Source organism: Candidatus Defluviilinea proxima, assembly GCA_016721115.1.
Lineage (GTDB): Bacteria > Chloroflexota > Anaerolineae > Anaerolineales > Villigracilaceae > Defluviilinea > Defluviilinea proxima.
Map to the genome: position 1 here is coordinate 4182452 of JADKIW010000001.1, position 22658 is coordinate 4205109.

Genomic DNA, 22658 nt, shown 5'->3' on the forward strand with positions numbered 1-22658 from the left:
ATCACGGGTCAAAAACCATGTGAAAGACTATAATAAAGTAACCCATTTTCGGAGGCTATCCATGTCGAACGTTTACGAATCAAAGCACCCGCTCGTCAAGCACAAACTCTCCCGATTAAGAGACATCAAAACCGAACCCAAGAAATTCCGTGAACTGGTGCGTGAGATCGCCGCATTGCTCGCCTATGAAGCGACCGCTGACCTTGCCACTATGCCACGTGAGCTGGAAACTCCCCTCGCCAAAATGACGGGTCAGGAACTTCAAGAGAAAATCGGACTTGTCCCGATCCTACGCGCAGGACTGGGATTAGTAGAAGGCTTCTGGGAATTAATGCCCAGTGCGGAAGTCTGGCACATCGGCTTGTATCGTGACGAACATACTCTGCGACCCGTTGAATACTACAATAAACTTCCCACTGAACCAACTGTTTCTGTTTGTCTCATTCTTGATCCCATGCTTGCGACAGGTGGCTCTGCTACAGCAACAGCGGAAGTGCTGAAAAAATGGGGCGTGAAAAAGATCAAGTTCGTCGGTCTCATCGCCGCGCCGGAAGGAATCAAAGCGATGCAAGATCAACATCCTGATATCCCGATCCACATCGCTGCCATTGACGAACGTTTGAATGAGCGAGCCTATATCGTGCCAGGGCTTGGCGATGCTGGAGACAGACAGTTCGGAACAGGATAAGCCAACATGTCGGTCAACATTGACGAATTAAATGCGTTCATCGTCCGAGCCAAAGCGGCAACGTATGTAGGGAGTGGAGAACACGCAAAGTCCTCTCGACCTGGCTCACACGACCTACACTTCACAGACGGCAAATGGTCATATCTCGACAGCTACTTCGGCGGGACAGATTTCATCGGCGAGGAAGTGGTGTACTTTGATGACAAACCCGTCTGGGCGATGAACTATTACGGCTACATCTTGCGTGATGACCTGCTCACTGCCGCACAGGCTGGGCAAATGATCAAAGCCAGCCTCTCACGTATGTACAAGGAAGGTCGCTTTTTGGGTGGCTTTACACACAGTGAAGATGGCTTGACCTATGTGGACACAAGTGACGGCACCGCAGATCATTTTCACGGACGGGAAATCATCCGTCGCGGAGAAGAGATCGCTTATGAATTGGTGTATCACGGTGGGTTGATCAAGGATTGAGACGATCAGCGTTTAATCGTTAGCAAGTAACAAAGGAAACACGTATGGCATACAATGAAAAACTTGCAGAACAAATGCGAGCCGCGTTTGGCGAAATTCCATTTGTCGAAAAGAAAATGTTTGGCGGTATTGGCTTTTTGATTCAGGGAAATCTGGCATGCGGTATCTATAAGGAAAACATGATCGTACGTGTAGGGCCAGAAAAGCGCGACAAACTCCTAAAGAAGCCACACACCAGTCTTTTCGACATTACAGGCAGGCCGATGAGAGGCTGGTTGATGGTCGAGCCTGATGGATGTAAAACTGCAAAACAAGTCAGCACATGGGTCAAAGAAGGTATCGAGTTTGCATTGACCCTCCCAGCGAAATAAAAGGACAACCAAAGGTGACGGTCATTTCGTAAATGACCGTCACCTTTTTGATAGTTTATGAAAGTCATGCTTCTGCGAGAGATTATGTCTCTCAACAATAACCCGACTCCACTTTCGTTCGAGGAAATGGAAGAACCGAAACTCAACGAAGGCGAAGTTTTGATTCGCGTCACTCGATGCGGAGTGTGTCACACGGAGTTGGATGAGATCGAAGGGCGAACCCCGCCTCCCCATTTGCCTGTGGTGTTGGGGCATCAAATTGTTGGAGTTGTGGAATCAGCTACCTTGCTGGCGGAAGAACAGGAGCAAACTTCCTCTATCCAAAAAGGACAACGCGTGGGCGTGGCGTGGATCGCGTCTGCTTGTGGACATTGCAAACACTGTCTCGCGGGAAACGAGAATTTATGTAGTGAATTCAAAGCGACGGGACGTGACGTCAACGGCGGATATGCCGAGTACATGAAAGCCCGTTCGGAGTTCGTTTATCCGATTCCCGATACGATTTCGGATTCAGAGGCAGCGCCGTTATTGTGCGCAGGCGCCATTGGATATCGGTCACTGCGACTGAGTAATATCCAAGATGGACAGAACCTCGGCCTGATGGGATTTGGTGGGTCGAATCATTTGGTGTTGAAGATGACAAAGCACAAGTATCCGAATGCAAAGATATTTGTGTTTAGCAGAAATAAATCGGAACAAGAATTCGCTTTATCGCTCGGAGCAGATTGGGCGGGAGGCATCGAGCAGAGTCCGCATGAGGCGTTGGATGCGGTCATTGATACCACACCAGTTTGGGGTCCAGTAAGTGAAGCGTTGAAACGTTTGGGAGCAGGCGGAAGATTGGTCGTGAATGCGATCCGTAAAGAGGAAACGGACAAGGATGTATTCCTAAAAATGGATTATCCTTCACAGCTGTGGATGGAAAAAGAAATTAAGAGCGTGGCAAATGTGACGAGGCAGGATGTACGTGAGTTCCTGCAATTGGCGGCGGAGGCGAAGATCAAACCTGAATATCAAGAGTATGAATTGAGAGATGCGAATCGGGCGTTGATGGAAATGAAACAAGGCAAAATACGCGGCGCGAAAGTGCTGAAAATTCAATGAGGTGAAAACATGGATGCATATGATCTAAAGTCGGTGAAGATGCCTTATCTGGCAGGTGTGGCATTGAAGTTATTTGTGTCGGCAGTGGAGGGACCGTTGAAGAGTTTGCTCATACCGAGCCTATTCGACAGCGCGGGCGTGAATTGGTTGCGTAAGCAACGATTTGAAGAAGCGACCACAAATCATCCGATCCATTTCACGGGGACGATACAAGAGAAAGCTACAGCCGTGGCGACTAGTGAATTGCCAAGCAAACCAAGCGTCACAAAAGGGTTTCATTTCACGAGTATCTTTGATGTTGCCCAAGCCTATCGTGACGGATCAACCACCCCTGAAGAAGTTGCGAAGAAGGTTTTGGAATCCATCGAAGCAAGCAACAAGCATGATCCGTCACTAAATGCGTTCATCGCTATTCGACGTGATGATGTTATGAGACAGGCAGCCGAAGCCACAGAGCGCATCAAAAAGAAAAAACCATTGAGCATCTTCGATGGGGTGCCCGTTGCGATCAAAGACGAACTGGATGTAACAGGTTACCCCACAACCTCAGGCACATCATTCTTGAAAAAAGTTGCCGATACAGATGCAACTGTTGTAGCGCGTCTGCGAAGTGTGGGTGCAGTGATTATCGGCAAGACAAATATGCACGAGATCGGTATCGGCGTGACCGGGCTCAACTCACAGCACGGCACCCCGCGCAATCCATACAATACGGGCCACTACACGGGCGGTAGTTCAAGCGGTTCTGCCACCGCGGTCGCATCGGGACTTGTGCCCATCGCTATTGGCGCAGACGGCGGCGGCTCGATCCGAGTCCCAGCGGCATTTTGTGGATTGGTCGGACTCATGTCCACCTACGGACGCGTGAGCGAACACGGCGCCATGCCTCTCGATTGGAGCGTCGCTCATATCGGACCATTGGCTGGTTCAGCAACCGATGCGGCACTCACCTACGCTCTGATCGCTGGCGCTGATCCCAACGATCCTATCTCACTGCATCAACCCACTCCCACTCTCAAAGGCTGGGACAACTTAAAACTCAAAGGCTTGAAACTTGGCGTGTACTGGAAATGGCTCCGTCACGCTGACCCCGAAGTGGTGGCCGCGTGTGAAGCCATGTTGAAACACTATGAATCAATGGGATGTGAAATTCACGAAGTCACCATTCCCAATCTCGAAGCAAATCGCATCGCTCATCTCGTCACGATCACAAGCGAAATGGCACAAGCAATGGACTCTGTCTATGACAACGCACATCGTTTCAAAGAACATGGGCTGGATACCCGCATGAACCTTGCGCTCGCACGCCAATTCACTTCCACCGATTATGTTCTCGCACAACGAGTCCGCACCCGCATGATGAATCACTTCCACGAAGCCTTCCAACAAGTGGATATGATCATCACACCCACCACCGCCATCGCCGCCCCACCGATCAAACAAGGCGCACTACCCGATGGCGATTCCGACCTCACTGTACTAACAGAGATCATGCGCTTCGTCACCACCGCCAATATGACGGGTCATCCCGCCATCACCTTCCCGGTCGGCTACACTCAAAAAGGACTGCCCATCGGCATGCAAGCCATCGGCCGCCCGTGGGATGAGGCTACCTTGTTGCGCATGGCACTCGCCGCCGAACAGGTTATCGAACGCAAAGCTCCGCAGGTGTATTACAACTTGTTGGATTAATTCATGACTCTCTTCAAAGACCCCGAAGGCAACGAGAAAAAGTATCTTCATAAATTTCTGGACTTCAACGATAAACGCGTCCTCGAAATTGGATGCGGCGAAGGGCGTCTGACGTGGCAATACACGCACGCCTCATCTCTTACCATCGGGCTGGACTCTGACCGAAATGCTGTTCGTGTCGCTTTGATAGAACGTCCAACCAAGCTAAAAGACAAAGCTTACTTCGCCAACTCTCAAGCCGAATATCTCCCCTTCCGCAAAGAGACCTTCGACATCGCTGTCCTTGCGTGGTCGCTCTGATGCATTCAACATGAAGGCATGGTCCATGCCTTGAATGAAATCCACAGAGTCCTTGTCCCTGATGGCGTCCTAATTGACCTGCGTCCTATGCTGGACAATTGGCATGTCGAGGTAGCATCGGCTCGTGAAGTCCGCGAAACGGGACGAGTGCAAGACTTCCCCATAGGGCTCGCAGACGATGCGGCCGCCAACAAAGCAGTGGCAGAGGCCGAAAGCAATGGATGGTTCAAACGGGAAAGCGAAGAATTCTTCCCGTTGTATTATTCATGGGATACTGCCAACGAGATCGAAGAATGGATCCACGACGAATGGGAAAACTTCATCGGCTTGGATGAAGAGACTAAACGATCCACCCGCTCTGCCTGGGCCTTGGGTGATGCAGATAGCCGCGTCCGTGTAAAGGTAAAGATGTTGCTCACGAGGTGGAAGGCAGTAAAATAAACGTAACACTATCGCGTCGAGCGGAGGGGATGCGTTCTTTTGCATCCCCGCAGACGAGACGCAGGGCTTCATGAAAACCTGCGCTTCGTCTGCGGGTCTCGATACGGGCTATCGCCCTACTCAACCCTCCGCTCAGCGCGAAATATCACAAAAGGAGTTCACCATGAGCGGAAAGTTAACAGGCAAGACGGCATTGATCACAGGGGCAAGCGCAGGGATTGGCTGGGCAAGCGCCTTGGCACTTGCAAGTGAAGGCGCAAACATGGTTGTCACCGCACGCAGACAGGAACGGCTCACAGAATTAGAGTCACTGGTAGCCAAAGCGGGCGGCAAAGCTATCAGCGTGATCGGCGATGCAAAAGAAGAGCAAACAGCCATCGCGGCCGTTGAAGCGGCAAAGAAAACGTTTGGCTCACTGGATATTCTCATCAACAACGTCGGCGTTGGGAACTATAAGAATCTCGTGGATACCAGCGCAGAAGATTACGACGAAATGGTGGACTCCAATGTCCGCTCGACATTCTTATTCACACGATATGCCACACCGGTGATGATCGCGCAAAAATCAGGGACGATCCTAATGGTCTCTTCGATGGCTGGGATCTATGGCTTTCCCGGAGAGGCCGTCTACTGCATGACAAAGTTTGCACAGGTCGGGTTCGCCCAAGCGCTCGATAAGGAACTTCGCCCACATGGAATCAAAGTCGGTGCCATCTGCCCAGGCGGAGTCAAAACCGAGTTCGCGCTTGGCAAAGGACGTACCGAACAAGGCGTTGCACAATCTGGCATGCTGGAGCCTGAAGATGTGGCCAGCGCCATTTTGTTGGCTTGCACACAATCGTCGGGTTCACGCATCATTGAGATCCAAATGCGCACGATGCATGAGGCACTAACCTAACGCCTCACCCATCTACTCCATACGGGTAATGGACAAATAATTTTGAAGGATGATAATTTGTGCCATTGAAATCTCAAGATGAATTGAGCACAAATATGACAATCATCATTACCCCTGAGCGCCCTGATACGCCTGATGCCGTCATCCTGATCGAAGAGCTTGAAGCACATCTCGAACCGCTCTACCCGCAAACAAGCCGTCACGGATACAGCGTCGACAAGCTCATCAAACAAGGTGTTTCGTTTTTGTCACACGCCGTCACAATATCCCGGTGGGATGTGGCGGCGTGCAATTTTATGGTAAGGATTATGGCGAGCTCAAACGTATGTATGTTCGCCCACGATTTCGCGGGCTGGGACTCGCCAAACTAATGCTCGAACATCTCGAGGTCCATGCACTGGAGAAGAACATTCCCATGCTTCGTCTCGAAACAGGTATTTATCAAAAAGAAGCAATCAATCTTTATGAACGCATGGGGTATCGGAGTTGTCCACCATTTGGCGAATATACCAACGATCCATTGAGTGTGTTCTTCGAAAAGAAAATTATGTAACGGTATTGCAGCTTGTATTCGCAACGATATCTAAAATCACAAACGCTCGCCCGAAATCGTATCGAAGAAATACAACCGTTCAGAGTCAATCGTAACGTGGATCAATTGCCCGATATGCAATTTCACATCCATTGGACAAAGGCCCGAATACGTGAATTGCCCCATGCGGACGTAAACGATCTGAACATGATGCACCAGATCAGGTTCAATCGCCTCTATCTCCGCTCGAAGCTGGATTCCGCCATCAGGCTGACTCTCCGCTGAGATCTTAATTGTCTCACACCTCAATCCAAGCGTCACTTGCTGTCCGTTTTGGACAAGTGGGAATATCCGCTCGGAGAGTGGAAAAGAATAATCGCCTAGAATCAACCGTCCACCAGAAATAGAGCCGCCAGAAAGTAGATCCATGGGCGGCAATCCCAAAAATCCCGCAACAAATAAATTGACAGGATTCTCCGTCAATTCCTGATATGTTCCCACTTGTTGAATTCCCCCAGAGTGCATGACAACAATTTGATCGGCGAGCGCAATGGCTTCCACTTGATCGTGTGTGACATACACGCTCGTAATTTCAAATCGATGCAGAAGACGTTTGATCTCGATGCGGGTTTGTACACGGAGCTTGGCATCAAGATTGGAAAGCGGCTCATCGAACAGAAATAATTTCGGCGCACGGACAATGGCGCGCGCAATCGCTACACGTTGTTTCTCTCCGCCGGAGAGCGTGCCGGGTTTGCGCGGGAGAAGATCATTGAAGCCGATGCCCATGAGCTGTGAAGTGTATTCAATGCGTTGACGGGTTTCTTCATCTTTGATCTCATGCATTTTGAAAAAGAACGAGAGATTGCCATTGTTGGTGAAGTTCGGATACAACGCATAATTTTGAAACACCATACCAATGTAACGATCACCCGGTGCAACGTCTTTCACATCTACGCCGTTATATAAGACCTGCCCCTTATATTCTTTTTCAATGCCCGCCAACACGCGCAATAATGTACTCTTCCCACAACCCGAGGGGCCCACAATAGCGAAGGTTTGTCCGTGAGGTATTGTGAGATTGACATCGTTCAACGCGACCACCCGACGGGATGCCTCGTCAGGCATATCTTCAAGATTGCGTTGTTTGCGTATCTCAAAAAGTCTATTTACCGGGTTACTCGGCGGGGCCGCATAACTAAAGCTGACGTTGTGAAGTTGTATTTCTGCCATACGTTCCTCGCAAAGATTCTATCACTCGCAAAAGACAAAACGAGTAAGACATAACAACCATTAAAAAAAAGATAACCCGTTTGGGCCAATCGAAAGAAATGCTATACTTGGCTCATAAGCTGGAATATATACAAGGTCTTGAAAAAAAGTTGAATACAAAATTTTAGCAGTGAGGTTAAACATGTCAGAAATTCGTCATTTATCTCTGGAAGAACTTGAAGCGGGCTTGGAGCATATTCGCCAATCACCAAAAGACAACGGCGCTCTGCAGATGATCGTGCGACGCCCTGAAGTTGACTCAAGGGAAGAGATCACAGAGGCTGAACTGAATACCGAGATTGGTCTGGTCGGCGACAACTGGAAGGTACGCGGCAATCCGCATACAGCAGACGGGTCGGCGAAGGTGGATGCACAGATCACACTGATGAATGCACGCGCCGTTACCCTGCTTGCCCAAAGCAAAGACCGCTGGGCCTTGGCAGGAGACCAACTTTACATTGACATGGAACTCAGTGATGAGAACCTCCCCGCTGGGACACGTCTCACCATAGGGACAGCTGTACTTGAAGTCACCCCTGAGCCACACACGGGGTGCAAGAAATTCGCCGAACGCTATGGCACAGATGCGACGAAGTTTGTCAATTCAAAAGAAGGCAAACGCCTGCATTTACGAGGAATCTATGCGCGGGTAGTTGAGGCAGGGATGATTCGGGTTGGAGATGTGGCTACAAAAAGTTAAGACAAATCATTCACTTAAACTAAAATTTCATAATGGATGCAACGAAACTAGAGCCGATGGTGTTATCTCCATGGGTATCGAAGACTAAGTCCAGTGTGGATATTACACAGCGGGCGGACTATATATCCACACTTTCCACAATAAGTTCTCTTCATGATGTGGCTGGGTCGAAAGTTAATTCATTTACTCGGAGACAGACGAAATGCCTGAACTCATATCGCACACGACCACATCGAAACAAAAAGAAGCTCACCCGCATGCCGCCTTACGTCGACGGGAAAATATCATCGGCCTTTTATTTCTATCCCCATGGCTTTTAGGCTTTGTCCTGCTCAAGCTGTTACCCATCTTGTTTACGTTTGGGTATTCATTTACCGACTTCAAGATGATAAGCCCTGACAAAGCAACCTTTGTCGGGCTGCAAAACTATATCCGATTTGCCACCGACCTCGATGCCTGGTCCAGCCTTGTTGGGTCGTTGGGATACTTTATGACAACGGTGCCACTTGAGGTACTGGTGGCGCTAGCTCTGGCGACCATTCTGTCAAGTCAGCGTATGCGTTTAAAAGCACTTTGGCGTTTGGTGATCTTCATTCCAAGCATTATCCCCGCCGCGGCTATTGCTTTCATTTGGGCAGGGTTTATCAACCCGGACTCAGGTTGGCTCAACCGTTTGTTTCTGATACCGATGGGATTGCCCCCACCGGTTGAGGGTGTTGGGGGCATCCCCGCCCTGACAACGATCATGGCGCTCTGGAGCATCGGTCCCAATTTCTTGATCATGTATGGAGCCATGCTACATGTCCCCAAAGATCTATATGAGGCGGCGCGCGTGGATGGCGCCGGTCCATTGATGCGTTTTCTCAACATCACAATTCCGATGATTTCTCCAGCAATATTCTTCAGCGTGGTGATCAGCCTGACGAGCGCTTTTGGCGGTTCACTGCTTCTCGACCGCGGCTATGTTTTTTCCCAAAGCCTCTCCCCCATGGATGGGTATATTGATCAGACCATGTTTTCGTACTTCTATGTGGGCTATGCATCAGCGCTGGCCTGGGTGATGTTTAGCGTCACAATGACCATCACGATCATCCTATTTCGGTCAGCCCGCCGATGGGTATATTTCCCAGAAGAGAGCAGACATGAATCTTTTTAAGCGCAAGCAGAATCTGGGTGAGCCAGTCTTGACTCTACGCCTGTGGCGTTTTACCGGGGCAGCCATTTTAAACCTCGTCTTCTTTATCCTAATGACTGCCTATTTATTACCGCTGGGTTATATGGCCGTTACCTCCGTCAAGGAGCCAGAGCAAGTTTCAGACGGGTTGGGGGCTCCATTGTATCCGGCCATTAATCCGCGATATCACTATCAGGATGGGGATTATGCGCTGATGGAGGTGCCCACCCCAGATGGCATAAAACAATGGGCAATGATCAACAGTCAGCAAACCACTTATGCGGAATTCATCGATCCGCAAAACCCGAACCGGGGTCCGATCCGTTGGGATGGAGACTGGCGCACGCTAAAAAAGGTGTACGTCTTTAGCCTTACTTTCAAGGCTTTTGAGGATTGGAAACCAGCCAACCTGCCACAGGGAATATTGAATTCGTTGATCGTGATCGGGATCAGCGAGATCGGCGTGCTGGTTACTTCGATCGCGGTCGCCTATGGCTTCTCACGCTTCCGCATTCCGGGAGGCAAGTGGTTATTGTTTCTGTTGATCGCTACGATCCTGATTCCCGACAGTATCACGATTCTCCCAACCTATATATTCTATATCAAACTCTTGAACATCTGGTTGCCTCGTGATGCATCTCATTTCCCCTGGCAATGGTTGCCATTGATCGCGCCGCATTTTTTCAGCAGTGCCATCTTCGTCTTCCTGTTGCGCCAGAACTTCCTGAGCATTCCGCGCGACCTTGACGAGGCGGCGATGCTGGACGGCGCTGGACCAATCCAAATCTTGATAAAGATCATCCTGCCACAAAGCATACCAGTAGTGACAACAGTGGCAATGTTGCATTTCTTTTACATGTGGAATGAGTTTCGCCTTTCCAGTCTGTATTTGACAAGTCACGCGAACCTTTGGCTACTCGCGTCTCGCCTGCAAAATGGCGCGCCCATTCCCGGCATCAATCCTGAGCCCGCCACACAAGCCGGAGCCTTGCTCCTGTTGATCGTGCCTGTGATCGTCTTGCTGGCATTCCAACGGTTCTTTATGCAGGACATGGTTGTTGTCGGGACAGAGAAATAACCCATGAACAAAATAACAGCATCGTACTCCGCAGTAGTATCCAAGAGTACAAGGAACATTGTGTTTCTCTGGCTGGCTTGGGGATTGATCGTGATCGGCTTCCAGGCGCTTGCATCGGCTCGCGTGCAACCGCAATGGCCTGACTTTTTTCAATTACCACTGCGGGATGATAAAGATCCCGCCAAATATCAGGATGGCCGCCCTTATTTGCTGGAACCGTTCATGAACAACCAGGTGTCTTGGGACTCGGAGCCTTACATCGGAATCTCCATTGGCGGATACGACGACCCTTGTCTATCGGTCACGTACAAATCCATACAAAACACAGTTGTACCTTGTACGGACACAAAAGATCGAGGAAACGAAGAACCCATACGCCTCAGTTATGCCTTCTTTCCGTTTTATCCACTATTGATACGTCTGTTCGCCATCCCACTCAGCCTGTTGAATCTCAACCCAATTGCTACAGCTACGCTAGCCGGGGTCATTATCTCAGCGCTGGGCACATTAGTAGCTATGCTGTCGCTGTATGACTTGACCCATGAAGCGCTCGGCGAAGAGGGAGGCATGCGCGCAGTGTTCTACTTGTTGATCTTCCCGACCAGTTTCTTTTTTGTGCAAGTCTACACAGAGGGACTGTTTGCGGGGTTGGCGTTTGGCTGTCTCGCGATGCTGAAGCGCAAACATCTGGTGATTGCCGCTCTGCTTGCCGCTACTGCCACAGTGACTCGCGCAGTAGGTGTAATGTTGATCATCCCAATGGTAATCAATTGGATCCGCACCAAAGAGTGGTATGAGCTCGACCTAGAATGGGATCAACTTTATTTCAACCGCCTGCTCTGGCGCCCTATCTGGAATGCGTTGTTGGCATTTACGCCTTTGATCGTTTACCTGATCTGGAAATTTTCGTATTATGGCGCTTCTTTTGACTATGTTGAGGCGATTTTCTTCGGGCGTGCCCCCCTTGAAATATCAAAAGGCTTTACCTACTGGGTGGCTACTTTTTACAACATGATCGCCGGCTTCACTCATTCACACGCACTAGGGCAGGCAAATATCATTGTGCCCACAACGTTCAGCGCCGATTACTTCATTGAGTTTTTCTGCATGGTGGTAGGGTTCGTCGCGATCCTGCGCTGTTTGAAAACAGACCCGGAAGTGGCTTGGTTCAGTCTGGCTACGTTCCTGATCGCGTGGGTTTCCGGCCCTCCAGGGATACACCGTTATTTATTAGCCGCCCCGGCAATGTTCATCACACTTGCTCGTTGGGGTAGAAACCCGGTCTTCGACCGTGCGTGGACCGTCACCAGCCTGCTGATGATGGGGTTGTTGGCCATGTTATTCGCGTTCAACTTTTGGGTTGCATGAAAAACAGGGTTATATGCTTGAGTTGGCAAGAGAATTAAACACTATGCAAATCAGACCGTTTGAAATCCAAGACCAAGAACAAGTCATCTCCCTTTGGAGAGAATGCAATCTCCTCGTCCCATCAAATGATCCGAAGAAGGACATTCAGCGAAAGTTGAAGGTCAACCCTGAATTGTTCCTCGTTGGCGTAGTAGATGACAAGATCGTAGCAACCATCATGGGCGGATACGAAGGACATCGCGGCTGGGTCAATTATCTGGCGGTATCGCCAGCGCATCAACGCAAGGGATATGGGCGGCAAATGATGGAAACACTGGAAACCAAACTCCGCGCGATGGGTTGTGCAAAAATAAATTTGCAAGTGAGAGAAACCAACCTTGTTGTTGTTGAATTCTATAAATCTATTGGATACAACCTAGATCACGTCATTGGCATGGGGAAGCGTCTGGAGTATGATAACTAGGAGTAAATTTTAAAAACTGAACGCGGAGCATCGACATGAACTACGGGAGCGAACCTCTTTTTGTTGTGCCTGAACATCTGGAAACGCGCTGGGCAAGCCCTGAGAACATGGACGGCAAGAAAGGTTTCGGAGGGCAATCCAACAAAGGGCGAAAAGGATCGCCCAGTATCTCCATCAAAGCAGGGGAACAAAGAATTCTTGCTCATGCCGAACATACCAGTGGAACCATCCGTCGCATTTGGATGACCATCAGCGATCGCAGACCCGTTATGGTACGCGGAATACGCATCGACATCTTTTGGGATGGGGAAGATCAGCCTGCAGTCAGTGCACCACTAGGAGATTTCTTCGGGCAGGGATTAGGTCGTTGCGTAACATTTGAATCGGCTCTGTTCTCCAACCCAGAAGGCAGAAGTTTCAATTGTTTTGTCCCCATGCCCTTTCGCACCGGCATGAAGATCGTTGTCACAAACGAAAGCGATACAGACCTGCAAGCCATGTTTTATGACATAGACTATACAGTAGGCGATCATCATGGTCCTGATGTCATGTATTTTCATGCGCATTGGAAGCGGGAGCAGACCACTACAATAAAACAGGATTATGAATTTCTTCCGCAGATCACGGGCAGAGGACGATTTCTCGGCGCGAATATCGGCGTTATCCCAGATACACAAACGTATTTCAAAACATGGTGGGGAGAAGGCGAATGCAAAATATTTCTGGATGGAGATCAGGAATATCCCACACTTTGCGGCACAGGGACCGAAGACTATATCGGGACTGGCTGGGGCCAAGGACAATACTCACATCTTTATCAGGGCAGTCACATAGCAGATGAGGAAAACTTCCAATATGCATTCTATCGCTATCACATTCCAGACCCCGTCTATTTCCATCGTGATATCCGAGTCGTGATGCAACAGATCGGAGGATGGGGACCCGAAAATTCGAGACAACTTAGAGATGCCAAAAGAAAACTTATTGGAATCAATGGTCTGCCTGTTGACCTTGATAAAGCTGTTGCGGATCAATGGTACGGGTTGTTTGAGAGACAGGACGATTGGTCAAGTTGCGCCTATTTCTACCTTGATAAACCTATAAACACACTGCCCGCCCTTGCGCCGGTACGTCATCGAACCACCGGGCTTCTCGATATTCAAGCTGGGTGGCCTTAACAAAACAAGAGTTTCACATGAGAGCTATCTTCCCAGTATTAATCAGTTGGAATACCATACGGCATTGGTAAACCGCATCATCCAGAGGATAACTTTCCCAATGCGTGGGATGATACGGATGTAGGGAATTACTTCGAGCGTCAATGTGAACGTGCGAAAGAATGGTTGCAGAGGCTTGTCGCTTTGCGTCTGTAGGGGCAGGCTCCAAGCCTGTATTTAAGCGGCGGCCAGCATCAGGCGGCACCTGCCGCTTGGGTGACGGTCCAACTATTTCGGTCGTGCATTTCGGTCGTGGGCGTGTTGGGACAAGTCCATGTGCAAAATAATCTTTTTTGGTCGACGGTTCAGTCCACGTGACGAACAACGTATTCAATCCTGTATTGACGATCCCGTCGTTGGTATTTCTTCGTACAACAGAACATATTACAAAAATACTTTAATATCATGACATAATATGCTAATTAATGTTTCAATTCACTAGGCAGAATGAAGAGTTTATGAAAAATTTTGTTATAAAATATCTCTTAGTTCTTTCGCTCCTTTGTCTTGCAACCTGGATAATGTGGAAGATATTTGGCTACCCATTAACAGGTATAGATGACGCCAATATATTTTTTGTCTACGCAAAAAATGTCTCAAGCGGATACGGTTTTGTGTTCAACATTGGCAGTGAAAAAGTAGAAGGTTTTTCATCGCTTCTATGGACGTTAATATGCGTGGTGGTGTTCAAATTATCCACTCGGCCCGAGGCGACACTGCTCACCGTCAATCTTCTTGCCATTACACTAGGTGTCACCATGTGCCTGTCATTTATCCAGACCACTCTCTTAAACTCAAACGATAATCAATACTCAAGGCAACTATGGTCACTAACTTTCCTGATCCTTCTTTTCACATCACCCACATACATAATATGGAATACGATCACATTAATGGAAAATGCGGTTTGGGGCACGCTTTTACTTGTCACCGCTATCTATGTTATTAAGAATGCAGACAATTGGATGATAACGCCCCTTCTGATCTTGTTGCTGTTAACAAGACCTGAGGCATTCCTGTGGGTGACGGTATTCACTCTGATTCTTCTAACGCAAAGAATCGCAGTATACGGGATAAGCAAGGCGTTAAAAAGAACTATATCAGTATTTATCATTGTTACATTGACTATTATCAGCCTGACTATTTTTCGACAGCTTTATTTCGGATATCCTCTCCCTAATACGTATTATGCAAAGGTTTCACCTTCGTTATCTTATAACCTGTTACAAGGGTGGCTATACTTCACCGAATATCTTATCTCAAGCCCAGTTGTTTGCATTTGTATTCTAGCCACTATTATGACAGGTGCGTACTCGATCTATACATTAACAAAGGGAAAACTCACTGCCAACAGGTTGCATTTCTTGCCTGTCATCGCCAGTACAGGACTTGCAATTCCATTCACCACAGGCGGCGACCACTTCGGTTCATTCCGTTTCTATCAAGGTGTCTACCCGATACTAATTCTGTGCTTAATCTACTTTACAAGTTCCATTCTGCCGCATTATAGTCACTTGAAATATGACGCGGACTCACTGCGGCGACAACGAATCGCTGTTGCTCCTAGCATAGGATTGTTACTTGTATCAAGTTTTATTCTTTATCAAATTAACACATGGAAATCGTTTATCGCGACATCTAACATGCCGGGGGAATTCGGAATCGCACAGGCAGGTAGGGAAGTCGGGGAATTTGCGAAAGAAACCTTCAGCATATTACCCAAATTACCAAGCATTGGCATGATCACTGTCGGAGGGGTGAAATATGCTTACCCGGGAGAAATCGTTGATTTGATGGGGCTTAATAATCTCCTTATGGCACACAATGGTGGCAATAGATTAGGGATGAAGAATCATGCCGCTTTTGAAAAAGTCACATTCTATCAATTGAAACCCGATATGGTTACACTTAAAATAGTATCTACTCAAGATTGGGAATACAGCGCAACCGAGTTGCAGATGTCATGGGCAAACAGCATACCTCTTAAAAGATTGTACGATGATTCTGCTTTTTTAGAACTGTACACATATGCCAAAATTATACGAGATGATGTCTCAATAGATAAAGCTCTTGTTAGCTGGTTTAGAAAAGATTTCTTAACCAGACTAGAGGCGAACGGCAATTTCAGCATAGATAAATATAAATACCCTACTGAACTGATTAATCCATAAGGGAGATCTTAATGGCTAACAAAAAACCTTCAAAAACAATTGACGAATACATCGCAGATTTTCCAAAGGAAGTACAGGACATTTTAAACAGGATCAGGACAACGGTCCGAAATGAGGCGCCTGATGCGGAGGAGACGATCACCTATGGGATACCCACGTTCACGCTTAAGGTGAATCTGGTCCACTTCGCGGGATTCGAATCTCACATTGGGTTTTATCCTACGCCATCGGGGATCAAGAAATTCAAAAAGGAAATATCTGCCTATAAGTGGGCAAAGGGCTCGGTGCAATTTCCACTCAACCAACCGATTCCCTACGAATTGATCCGAAAGATCACAAAGTTCCGCGTGAAGGAAAATTTGGAACGAGCGAAAGCAAAAGAGAAAGGGAAGAAAAAATAATTCTTCACCCCATCATGGACCTGACCATCTACACACTCGAGGAAGGCGTTGTATACATTGTGACAAAGCCTTTCCAGGATTACTACAATAACTCATTCAATGTTGGTGAGAAATTTACCTACGCAAGCAGGAATTTTTCTCCCTATCAAGGCGGGCATACCATTGTCTTCAAAGAGAGATCGCTCTATCTGCACGAAGAAGCTAACGTGAACATCATCGACGCGTTCCACGAATACTTCCAAATCCACGATGCATCAAAACGAGTGGCCAAGCCTACGCCATCACCTGCAAAGAAAAAGAATAGAATACTGGAAGAACTTGGGAACCTGGCCATCTGCCTGCTATTCGTAGCGGCTGGGGTTTGGATCGTATTCTTCAGCAACGAACAAAATAAGATCGTTGTTATTGTAGGTTGGTTCGGGATGGTCTTCTTTGGGCTGGGAGCGTTATTGTCCATTCGAGCAATGTTGAAATCGAAGTGGTAAACGGACTCTGAAACGGAATCACGGGCTTATAAATAACACACCGTGTGAATGGTTTAGCTAATCACCTTCACGGCTATTGTCAAAAGAACAAGGCAGGCGTATAGTAAACAGAAATTCTGCAATATAGATATACACAAAAAATCGCCAATTCGAATCCTACAACTATGCAAGGGACAAGAAACAATAAAACTGGACAATGGGAATTTATATCGAGGTAAAAACACCTGAGCATTTTTCCAGTTGGACGGCTTTGCCGTCCCCGCCCCAGCGCGGGTAACGCAAGCCGTTAGGTGGCTCAATATATGGAGGAAATGTTGGACTTAAACCATTACATTTTCAATGAGACTTTACTTAAATTGCCTAGCTCTATTCAGTATTCTGCTAGAGCGTTATTTGATATTCTTGACTCAAGTTTAGATCCACAAATTTCGATAATAGCAATACCATTTGACGCTCAATCAGAAACATTGGTTGCGAGAACAGAAAAGATTGAATGCGAACCTGCATGGTTTAAAAAGATAAAAAGTACAGTCACTGGGATACCTGAATACTATTTCGATAGTCTCGCGCCAGATATTCAGGGGGTGTTATGGCAAGAGAGGGTAAAAATAAAGCAAGCAGTTCAAAGAATTATAGATAAGAAAAGTAATACATCGGGATATAGAGGTTTTACAATTTTCCCTGATTTCCAGAAAAATCATTCTATGAGTATAGTATTGTATCTTTCGAAAGAAGCACTACTTTCACATTACTCCTTAAAAAGAAATTCAATTCGACCTTTCCCTGTCGAGACCTCGTTGATATATGAAGTAATAGATTGTTTTCTTCGTGAATGCGCATCTCCTGTTAGAAATCCTCATCTACGGGATAATGGAGAAGAGTTGTTACGCCAAGCTGGCTACTGGCTAATGGAGACACCAGGAAAAGTTACAGGACACCGTTCTTCTGAAAGTTTGTTTCACACGCTTAATATTATCTCATCAATGCGTTATGAAGGTGCAGAAGGAAGTGGAAAAATAATCATCAGTCCACGCAATCATCCAAGTATTGACGTTGCAGTTACTCTCAGAAATCCAGTTTCCTTGGCTAACTATCGAGGTGTCAGGAAATTGTTAGAAATTACATCTAGTGAAATTCAGCTTCTGTGCGATTCAAACAAAATCTATGGTATGGGATTTGCTGATATGCAATCCTATGACGAGAGCAAAGAAAATCTTTTCCACATAGAATTCACAGGACATCACATTTGGAAATTGTGCCATGCAAAAAATGAGCTGATGATAGTAAAGTATGGGAAGCCACGGTTGATAGAGAAACCGATAAGCACAGATTTGTTCTTTGAGAGTGCAAAAACAATTTTTTCCAATATAAACAGTAGCGATTTAGAATGTCTATGGAGTATCGTAGACAAAGCATCAAAACAAAAACATGGAACTATGATAGTTATTTCAGATCGTGCGAAGGAGGAGGCAGAAAGGCTAAGAAATCAGTCAACGCCAATACAAGCCAAAATTCTTCCCCCAGACTTAACGCTACCATTATCATCAATAGATGGTGCTCTGTTATTAGATACAAAGGCAATATGTCATGCCGTTGGTGTCATACTCGATGGAATTGCTACTGAGAGAGGAAATCCAGCTCGTGGAGCCAGGTATAATTCTGCAATTCGATACAGTGAATACGTTAAAACACAAAAACATGCTTGCTTAATCGTTGTAATATCAGAGGATGGAATGATTGATCTGATTTAATAATACAATTAACGCCGCCTAACACAGCGTGCAGCCCACGCTAGTATTCGGTCTTTGAGACCTTTCAACTGCCGTAGAGAGGCCCTCCTGACGATAGGCGATCCTGCTGCACGACGGTCTCCACGGACCTACCCGACATCGATCTGCCATGTCCTTCTTAAAGATACTACCCGACGCTGGGGATTCTGCGCACATCCCAAGCAGTTTCACACGCATTAGCCTTTTTCTGGCTGGACGGCTTCACCGTCCCCGCCCCAGCGCAGGTAACGCAATCCGTTGGGCGTTTTCGAATAATATGACAACCAGATTGAATCAAACTATTACACTATCAGATAGACGCAAATTAGGTTTCGCTGAATTTGGAGATGTGAAAGGACGTCCTGTTTTTCTATTTCATGGGCAACCCGGAAACCGTTTGTTTCGCCATCCTGACAACTCTATTCTTTTATCGCTTGGTGTTCGCTTAATTACCGTTGATCGTCCTGGCTATGGGCTATCCGATTATCAGCCTCATAGAAAACTATTGGACTGGGCGCAAGATATTGTTGAACTTGCTGAAGCATTAGGTATTGAATATTTCGCTGTTGTGGGTTTTTCAGGAGGTGGACCTTATGCGGCTGCCTGTGCTTACAAAATCCCGCACCGAGTAATAAAGATAGGGTTAGTGGATAGTGCCCCACCCATGACTGTGCCTGAAATAAGCAAGAAAATGCCGACACCGCTCCGCATCAACTATTTGCTGGCCCATTATGCACCAGCATTATTGGTATTGCTCTTCAAAGCCTATTGGCGTAGTTCTCGTCGCCGTCCAGAGGCATTCATTAATCTGGCGATGAAACAATCTTCGCCTGTTGACAGGGAAATCCTATCGAATCCTGATATGTACAACATGATGATTGATGTATGGAAGGAGAATATTCGGGTTAATAGCCAGGGTTATACACAGGACACAGAAATTCTGATGAAGGATTGGGGATTTTGTCTGCGAGACATCAAAACAGATGTATATTTATGGCAAGGCGAAGCAGACGTCAATATTCCCTCTGCATGGGCACGATACATGACTCAAGAGATACCCCACTGTAAGTCCACTATTTTTGCAGATGAAGGTCATTTTGTTTTGTTGACACATTGGCAAGAGATTATTCAGATCTTGACAAAAGATTGAAGATTTCAGTAATGAACAACCTTACGCCCAACAAAGCGTGGAGCCCACGCTAGTATTCGGTCTTTGAGACCTTGCAACTGTTCGGGCTCCTGATGAAATGGACATGGCGATCTTGCTGCACGACGGTCTCGCTGGACCTACCCGACATCGATCTGCCATATCCGCTTTTTATGATACTACCCGACGCTGGGGCGCTTCGCGTGGCGCGATTCCAAGCCTTTTTCTACGCCTCAGCATTTTCCCAGTCGGACGGCATCCCGCCGTCCCTGCCCCAGCGCGGGTAACGCAAACCGTTAGATTTATAAATGTCGCTACAGGAATCGGACGGTACTATAATTGTTTTAAGATCTTTTTGGAGGCAGTATGAATAGAAGCGATACGAGTCGAAATGTTTTTATGTTGAAAGGGCCCTTGGCTAAAAAAGGTTATGACTGGTGGTGGCATAACTTCACCGGGTATGCGAGGGATAACGGCGAACCCAAGACCTTCTTTATCGAATATTTTGTATGCAATCCTGCTTTGGGAGGCGATAAACCAGTACTCGGGCAGTTGGAAGCTAACAAAGCGAAAAATGTGCAACCATCCTATGCATTGATCAAAGTCGGATACTGGGGGAAAAATGCCCAACAGATCCACAATTTCTACAGTATTCGAGATTTTACCTATCAACCAAATGAGTTGAATGTAAAGATCGGCGATTGTGTACTAACAGAGAAAGTAATGAAAGGTGTATGCATACTTTCCAAAGAAGAAGCAGAAATACATCCGGAGTACATGTCTGGCTGGGGGGCAATGAGGTGGGACCTCACAATCGACAAGAAAATCGCATTCAATGTTGGCTACGGAGCAGGACCCTTCGTAAGAAGCCTCAACGCATTTGAAATGTTCTGGCATGCAGAAGGTATTAAGACCGAGTATTCCGGTGAAGTCATTCTTGATGGTAAAGTTTATGATGTATTTCCTGAGCGCTCTTTTGGCTACTCCGATAAGAACTGGGGATCTGATTTTACTTCTCCGTGGCTGTGGATTAGTAGTTGCAATCTGGTTAGTCTCATCTCGGGAAAAGTTCTAACAGATTCCGCCGTAGAGTTTGGAGGTGGAAATCCTAAGGTGTACGGGCTATCACTAGGAAAAAAACTTCTTGGGTGCCTGAACTACGAAGGGAAGGTCTACGAATATAACTTCTCTAAATTTTGGACCGGATCAAGCATAAATTTTAATTTTAGAGAGACGCAGGATAAAAATGAGTGGACTGTATCAGCAGTCAACAGCAATTCCAAGATGGATTTCTTCTTAGAATGTCCAAAAGACGAAATGCTCCTGGTGAACTATGAGGCTCCAAATGGTAAGAAGCTACACAATCGACTCTGGAATGGCGGAACTGGCTATGGTGAAATCAAGCTCTATGAAAAAAGCGGAAATAAATGGAAGCTCATGGATCATATTTCAGTTAAGAACGCTGGTTGTGAGTACGGTGAGTACAGCGATGGAATCTAACATCTAGATCAACCTAATGATTTTGATTCGCAAAGCCACAAGCTATTCAGACATTTGACGCTTACGATCATTACACAGCCAAAGAAGGAATTCTTGAAATGGAATTAAACACACTGAATGCCACTGGCTACAAGAATCGCCAAGTCCCCAACACCTTCCTTTTTTGAATGACAATCGTTTCCAAAATACAACATGCGCAGGGTCAACACCTTTGTTGATCCTGCGCATGTATGATTTCGGGTTTATACTGCACTTAGGTATCGGCATCTTTCCACGGAGTATAAAATGCTGCCGTTCTTTCAATTTGTACTGCGTCGTTTTCTGGTTATCCCAATTTCGCTCTTTGTAATTACCTTGGTGATCTACGGAGGCGTGACGCTCACACCTCCGGAAGCAAGGGCGGACTTGTACATGCCTAAAAACTTTAGTCCCTACGCTACACCTGAAAGAATTGCAAAAATAAAAGAACTGATCATCCAACGTCATCATCTTCGTGATCCGTTCCCTGTGCAATATTTTTATTGGGTACAGTCCCTATTGAATAGCACGTGGGGGTATAGCCCTTCCATGAAGGAAGAAGTGTTGCCTGCTCTTTTACAGCGTACACCCGTGACATTGGAATTGACATTGTGGTCAATGCTGGTAATTTTCCCATTAGGAACGATCAGCGGCTTAATGGCAGGCTGGAAACGGCAAAGTAGATTCGACCAGCTATTTCGCGGATTGGCCTCATTCGCATCATCCATGCCAACGATTATTCTGTCACTGGTCCTGTTATCGGTTTTTTACATCAATCTTGGCTGGTTCGCCCCCGGCAGAATAAGCACATCTCTCGCGCCGGAGCTGTTAAGAGAGGGTTTTGCCTCGTATACAGGCATGCTAACGATCGACAGTTTATTGAACGGACGGGTGGACATCTTTATCGATGTATTGAAACATTTGGTCATGCCGGTATTCACATTGAGTCTGTATTACTGGGCCACATTGGGGCGTGTGACACGCGCCAATGTAATGAGTGAGCGCAATAAAGGATATGTTAATGCAGCATACGCACGAGGGCTATCTGACCAAGGTGTTATATGGAAGCATGTTTACCCAAACATACTTCCCCCTTCGCTTGTCACATTAGCGCTTTCAGCCACCTCCATTCTGACGGGGGCTTTTGTTGTCGAGATCATCTTCAACTTTAATGGGGTCTCTCACATCATAGTTTCGGCCATGAACAACATCCCTGATGCACCTGCCGCACTCGGGTTTACGGTTTATAGCGTTATTATGGTGTTGCTATTAACATTTCTTTTGGATGTTCTCCAGGCACTTTTTGACCCTCGTGTGCGGGAAGGTGTAATACATTCATGAGATACCTGCACCGTTTTTTTTCACATTGGCAAAACTGGCTGGCTGTTATATTGT

23 protein-coding genes and 1 pseudogene are annotated in these 22658 nt (G+C 47.0%); 22 read left to right on the plus strand and 2 right to left on the minus strand.

Features of this window, described 5'->3' with window-relative positions:
• Positions 1-61: 61 nt before the first annotated feature.
• The 9 genes and pseudogenes from upp (at position 62) to IPP66_19365 (ending at position 6521) form a co-directional block, all read left to right on the plus strand.
• Positions 62-688 carry a uracil phosphoribosyltransferase gene (gene upp, locus IPP66_19325; GenBank protein ID MBK9927427.1) on the plus strand — a complete coding sequence of 209 codons (627 nt, stop codon included), beginning with the start codon at positions 62-64 and terminating at the stop codon, positions 686-688.
• A 6-nt stretch (positions 689-694) separates the two neighbouring features.
• Entirely contained in the window at positions 695-1162 is a 468-nt protein-coding gene (locus IPP66_19330; protein MBK9927428.1) for a hypothetical protein, read from the plus strand.
• 44 nt (positions 1163-1206) lie between these two features.
• Positions 1207-1533, plus strand: coding sequence for a TfoX/Sxy family protein (locus IPP66_19335; GenBank protein ID MBK9927429.1), 327 nt, complete (start codon positions 1207-1209; stop codon positions 1531-1533).
• Between the two features lie 57 nt (positions 1534-1590).
• The gene (locus tag IPP66_19340) at positions 1591-2637 is read left to right on the plus strand and encodes a zinc-dependent alcohol dehydrogenase family protein (protein ID MBK9927430.1); all 1047 of its coding nucleotides are present in this window, start codon (positions 1591-1593) and stop codon (positions 2635-2637) included.
• Between the two features lie 9 nt (positions 2638-2646).
• The gene (locus IPP66_19345) at positions 2647-4329 is read left to right on the plus strand and encodes an amidase (GenBank protein ID MBK9927431.1); all 1683 of its coding nucleotides are present in this window, start codon (positions 2647-2649) and stop codon (positions 4327-4329) included.
• A gap of 3 nt (positions 4330-4332) precedes the next feature.
• On the plus strand, positions 4333-4629 hold the full coding sequence (locus IPP66_19350; protein MBK9927432.1) for a class I SAM-dependent methyltransferase: 297 nt from the start codon (positions 4333-4335) through the stop codon (positions 4627-4629).
• A gap of 30 nt (positions 4630-4659) precedes the next feature.
• On the plus strand, positions 4660-5070 hold the full coding sequence (locus IPP66_19355) for a hypothetical protein (GenBank protein ID MBK9927433.1): 411 nt from the start codon (positions 4660-4662) through the stop codon (positions 5068-5070).
• A gap of 163 nt (positions 5071-5233) precedes the next feature.
• On the plus strand, positions 5234-5968 hold the full coding sequence (locus IPP66_19360) for an SDR family oxidoreductase (GenBank protein ID MBK9927434.1): 735 nt from the start codon (positions 5234-5236) through the stop codon (positions 5966-5968).
• 95 nt (positions 5969-6063) lie between these two features.
• A pseudogene (locus IPP66_19365) lies at positions 6064-6521 on the plus strand (GNAT family N-acetyltransferase).
• Positions 6522-6557: 36 nt separating this feature from the next.
• Here the strand turns inward: IPP66_19365 and IPP66_19370 are convergent.
• Positions 6558-7733: an ABC transporter ATP-binding protein gene (locus tag IPP66_19370; GenBank protein ID MBK9927435.1), complete on the minus strand. Its 1176-nt coding sequence runs from the start codon at positions 7731-7733 to the stop codon at positions 6558-6560.
• Between the two features lie 181 nt (positions 7734-7914).
• Here IPP66_19370 and IPP66_19375 point away from each other — a divergent pair, with 181 nt between their 5' ends.
• The 6 genes from IPP66_19375 to IPP66_19400 all read left to right on the plus strand — a co-directional run bounded on the left by IPP66_19375 (position 7915) and on the right by IPP66_19400 (position 13733).
• The gene (locus IPP66_19375; GenBank protein ID MBK9927436.1) at positions 7915-8472 is read left to right on the plus strand and encodes an MOSC domain-containing protein; all 558 of its coding nucleotides are present in this window, start codon (positions 7915-7917) and stop codon (positions 8470-8472) included.
• Positions 8473-8674: 202 nt separating this feature from the next.
• Positions 8675-9628, plus strand: coding sequence for a sugar ABC transporter permease (locus IPP66_19380; GenBank protein MBK9927437.1), 954 nt, complete (start codon positions 8675-8677; stop codon positions 9626-9628).
• A complete protein-coding gene (locus tag IPP66_19385) occupies positions 9615-10724 on the plus strand; it encodes a carbohydrate ABC transporter permease (protein MBK9927438.1) in 1110 nt (369 codons plus the stop codon). Before IPP66_19380 ends, IPP66_19385 begins: the two co-directional genes overlap by 14 nt.
• A gap of 3 nt (positions 10725-10727) precedes the next feature.
• The gene (locus IPP66_19390) at positions 10728-12092 is read left to right on the plus strand and encodes a hypothetical protein (protein ID MBK9927439.1); all 1365 of its coding nucleotides are present in this window, start codon (positions 10728-10730) and stop codon (positions 12090-12092) included.
• A 43-nt stretch (positions 12093-12135) separates the two neighbouring features.
• Positions 12136-12555, plus strand: a complete 420-nt coding sequence (locus tag IPP66_19395; GenBank protein MBK9927440.1) for a GNAT family acetyltransferase — start codon at positions 12136-12138, stop codon at positions 12553-12555.
• A 35-nt stretch (positions 12556-12590) separates the two neighbouring features.
• Positions 12591-13733 (plus strand): DUF2961 domain-containing protein, encoded by a 1143-nt coding sequence (locus IPP66_19400; protein ID MBK9927441.1) that lies wholly within the window; start codon positions 12591-12593, stop codon positions 13731-13733.
• Positions 13734-13746: 13 nt separating this feature from the next.
• Here IPP66_19400 and IPP66_19405 read toward each other — a convergent pair whose 3' ends face one another.
• Entirely contained in the window at positions 13747-14106 is a 360-nt protein-coding gene (locus IPP66_19405) for a hypothetical protein (GenBank protein ID MBK9927442.1), read from the minus strand.
• A gap of 124 nt (positions 14107-14230) precedes the next feature.
• Between IPP66_19405 and IPP66_19410 the strand changes: the two genes are divergently transcribed.
• The 7 genes from IPP66_19410 to IPP66_19440 all read left to right on the plus strand — a co-directional run bounded on the left by IPP66_19410 (position 14231) and on the right by IPP66_19440 (position 22604).
• On the plus strand, positions 14231-15943 hold the full coding sequence (locus IPP66_19410) for a hypothetical protein (GenBank protein MBK9927443.1): 1713 nt from the start codon (positions 14231-14233) through the stop codon (positions 15941-15943).
• A gap of 11 nt (positions 15944-15954) precedes the next feature.
• Positions 15955-16344, plus strand: a complete 390-nt coding sequence (locus IPP66_19415) for a DUF1801 domain-containing protein (GenBank protein ID MBK9927444.1) — start codon at positions 15955-15957, stop codon at positions 16342-16344.
• Positions 16345-16358: 14 nt separating this feature from the next.
• Positions 16359-16829 (plus strand): DUF3601 domain-containing protein, encoded by a 471-nt coding sequence (locus tag IPP66_19420; protein MBK9927445.1) that lies wholly within the window; start codon positions 16359-16361, stop codon positions 16827-16829.
• Positions 16830-17131: 302 nt separating this feature from the next.
• The gene (locus tag IPP66_19425; protein MBK9927446.1) at positions 17132-18580 is read left to right on the plus strand and encodes a DNA integrity scanning protein DisA nucleotide-binding domain protein; all 1449 of its coding nucleotides are present in this window, start codon (positions 17132-17134) and stop codon (positions 18578-18580) included.
• 307 nt (positions 18581-18887) lie between these two features.
• Complete coding sequence (locus IPP66_19430) at positions 18888-19748, plus strand: alpha/beta hydrolase (protein ID MBK9927447.1); 861 nt, start codon at positions 18888-18890, stop codon at positions 19746-19748.
• A 363-nt stretch (positions 19749-20111) separates the two neighbouring features.
• Positions 20112-21245, plus strand: a complete 1134-nt coding sequence (locus tag IPP66_19435; protein MBK9927448.1) for a hypothetical protein — start codon at positions 20112-20114, stop codon at positions 21243-21245.
• Between the two features lie 285 nt (positions 21246-21530).
• Entirely contained in the window at positions 21531-22604 is a 1074-nt protein-coding gene (locus tag IPP66_19440; GenBank protein ID MBK9927449.1) for an ABC transporter permease, read from the plus strand.
• Positions 22605-22658: the final 54 nt, after the last annotated feature.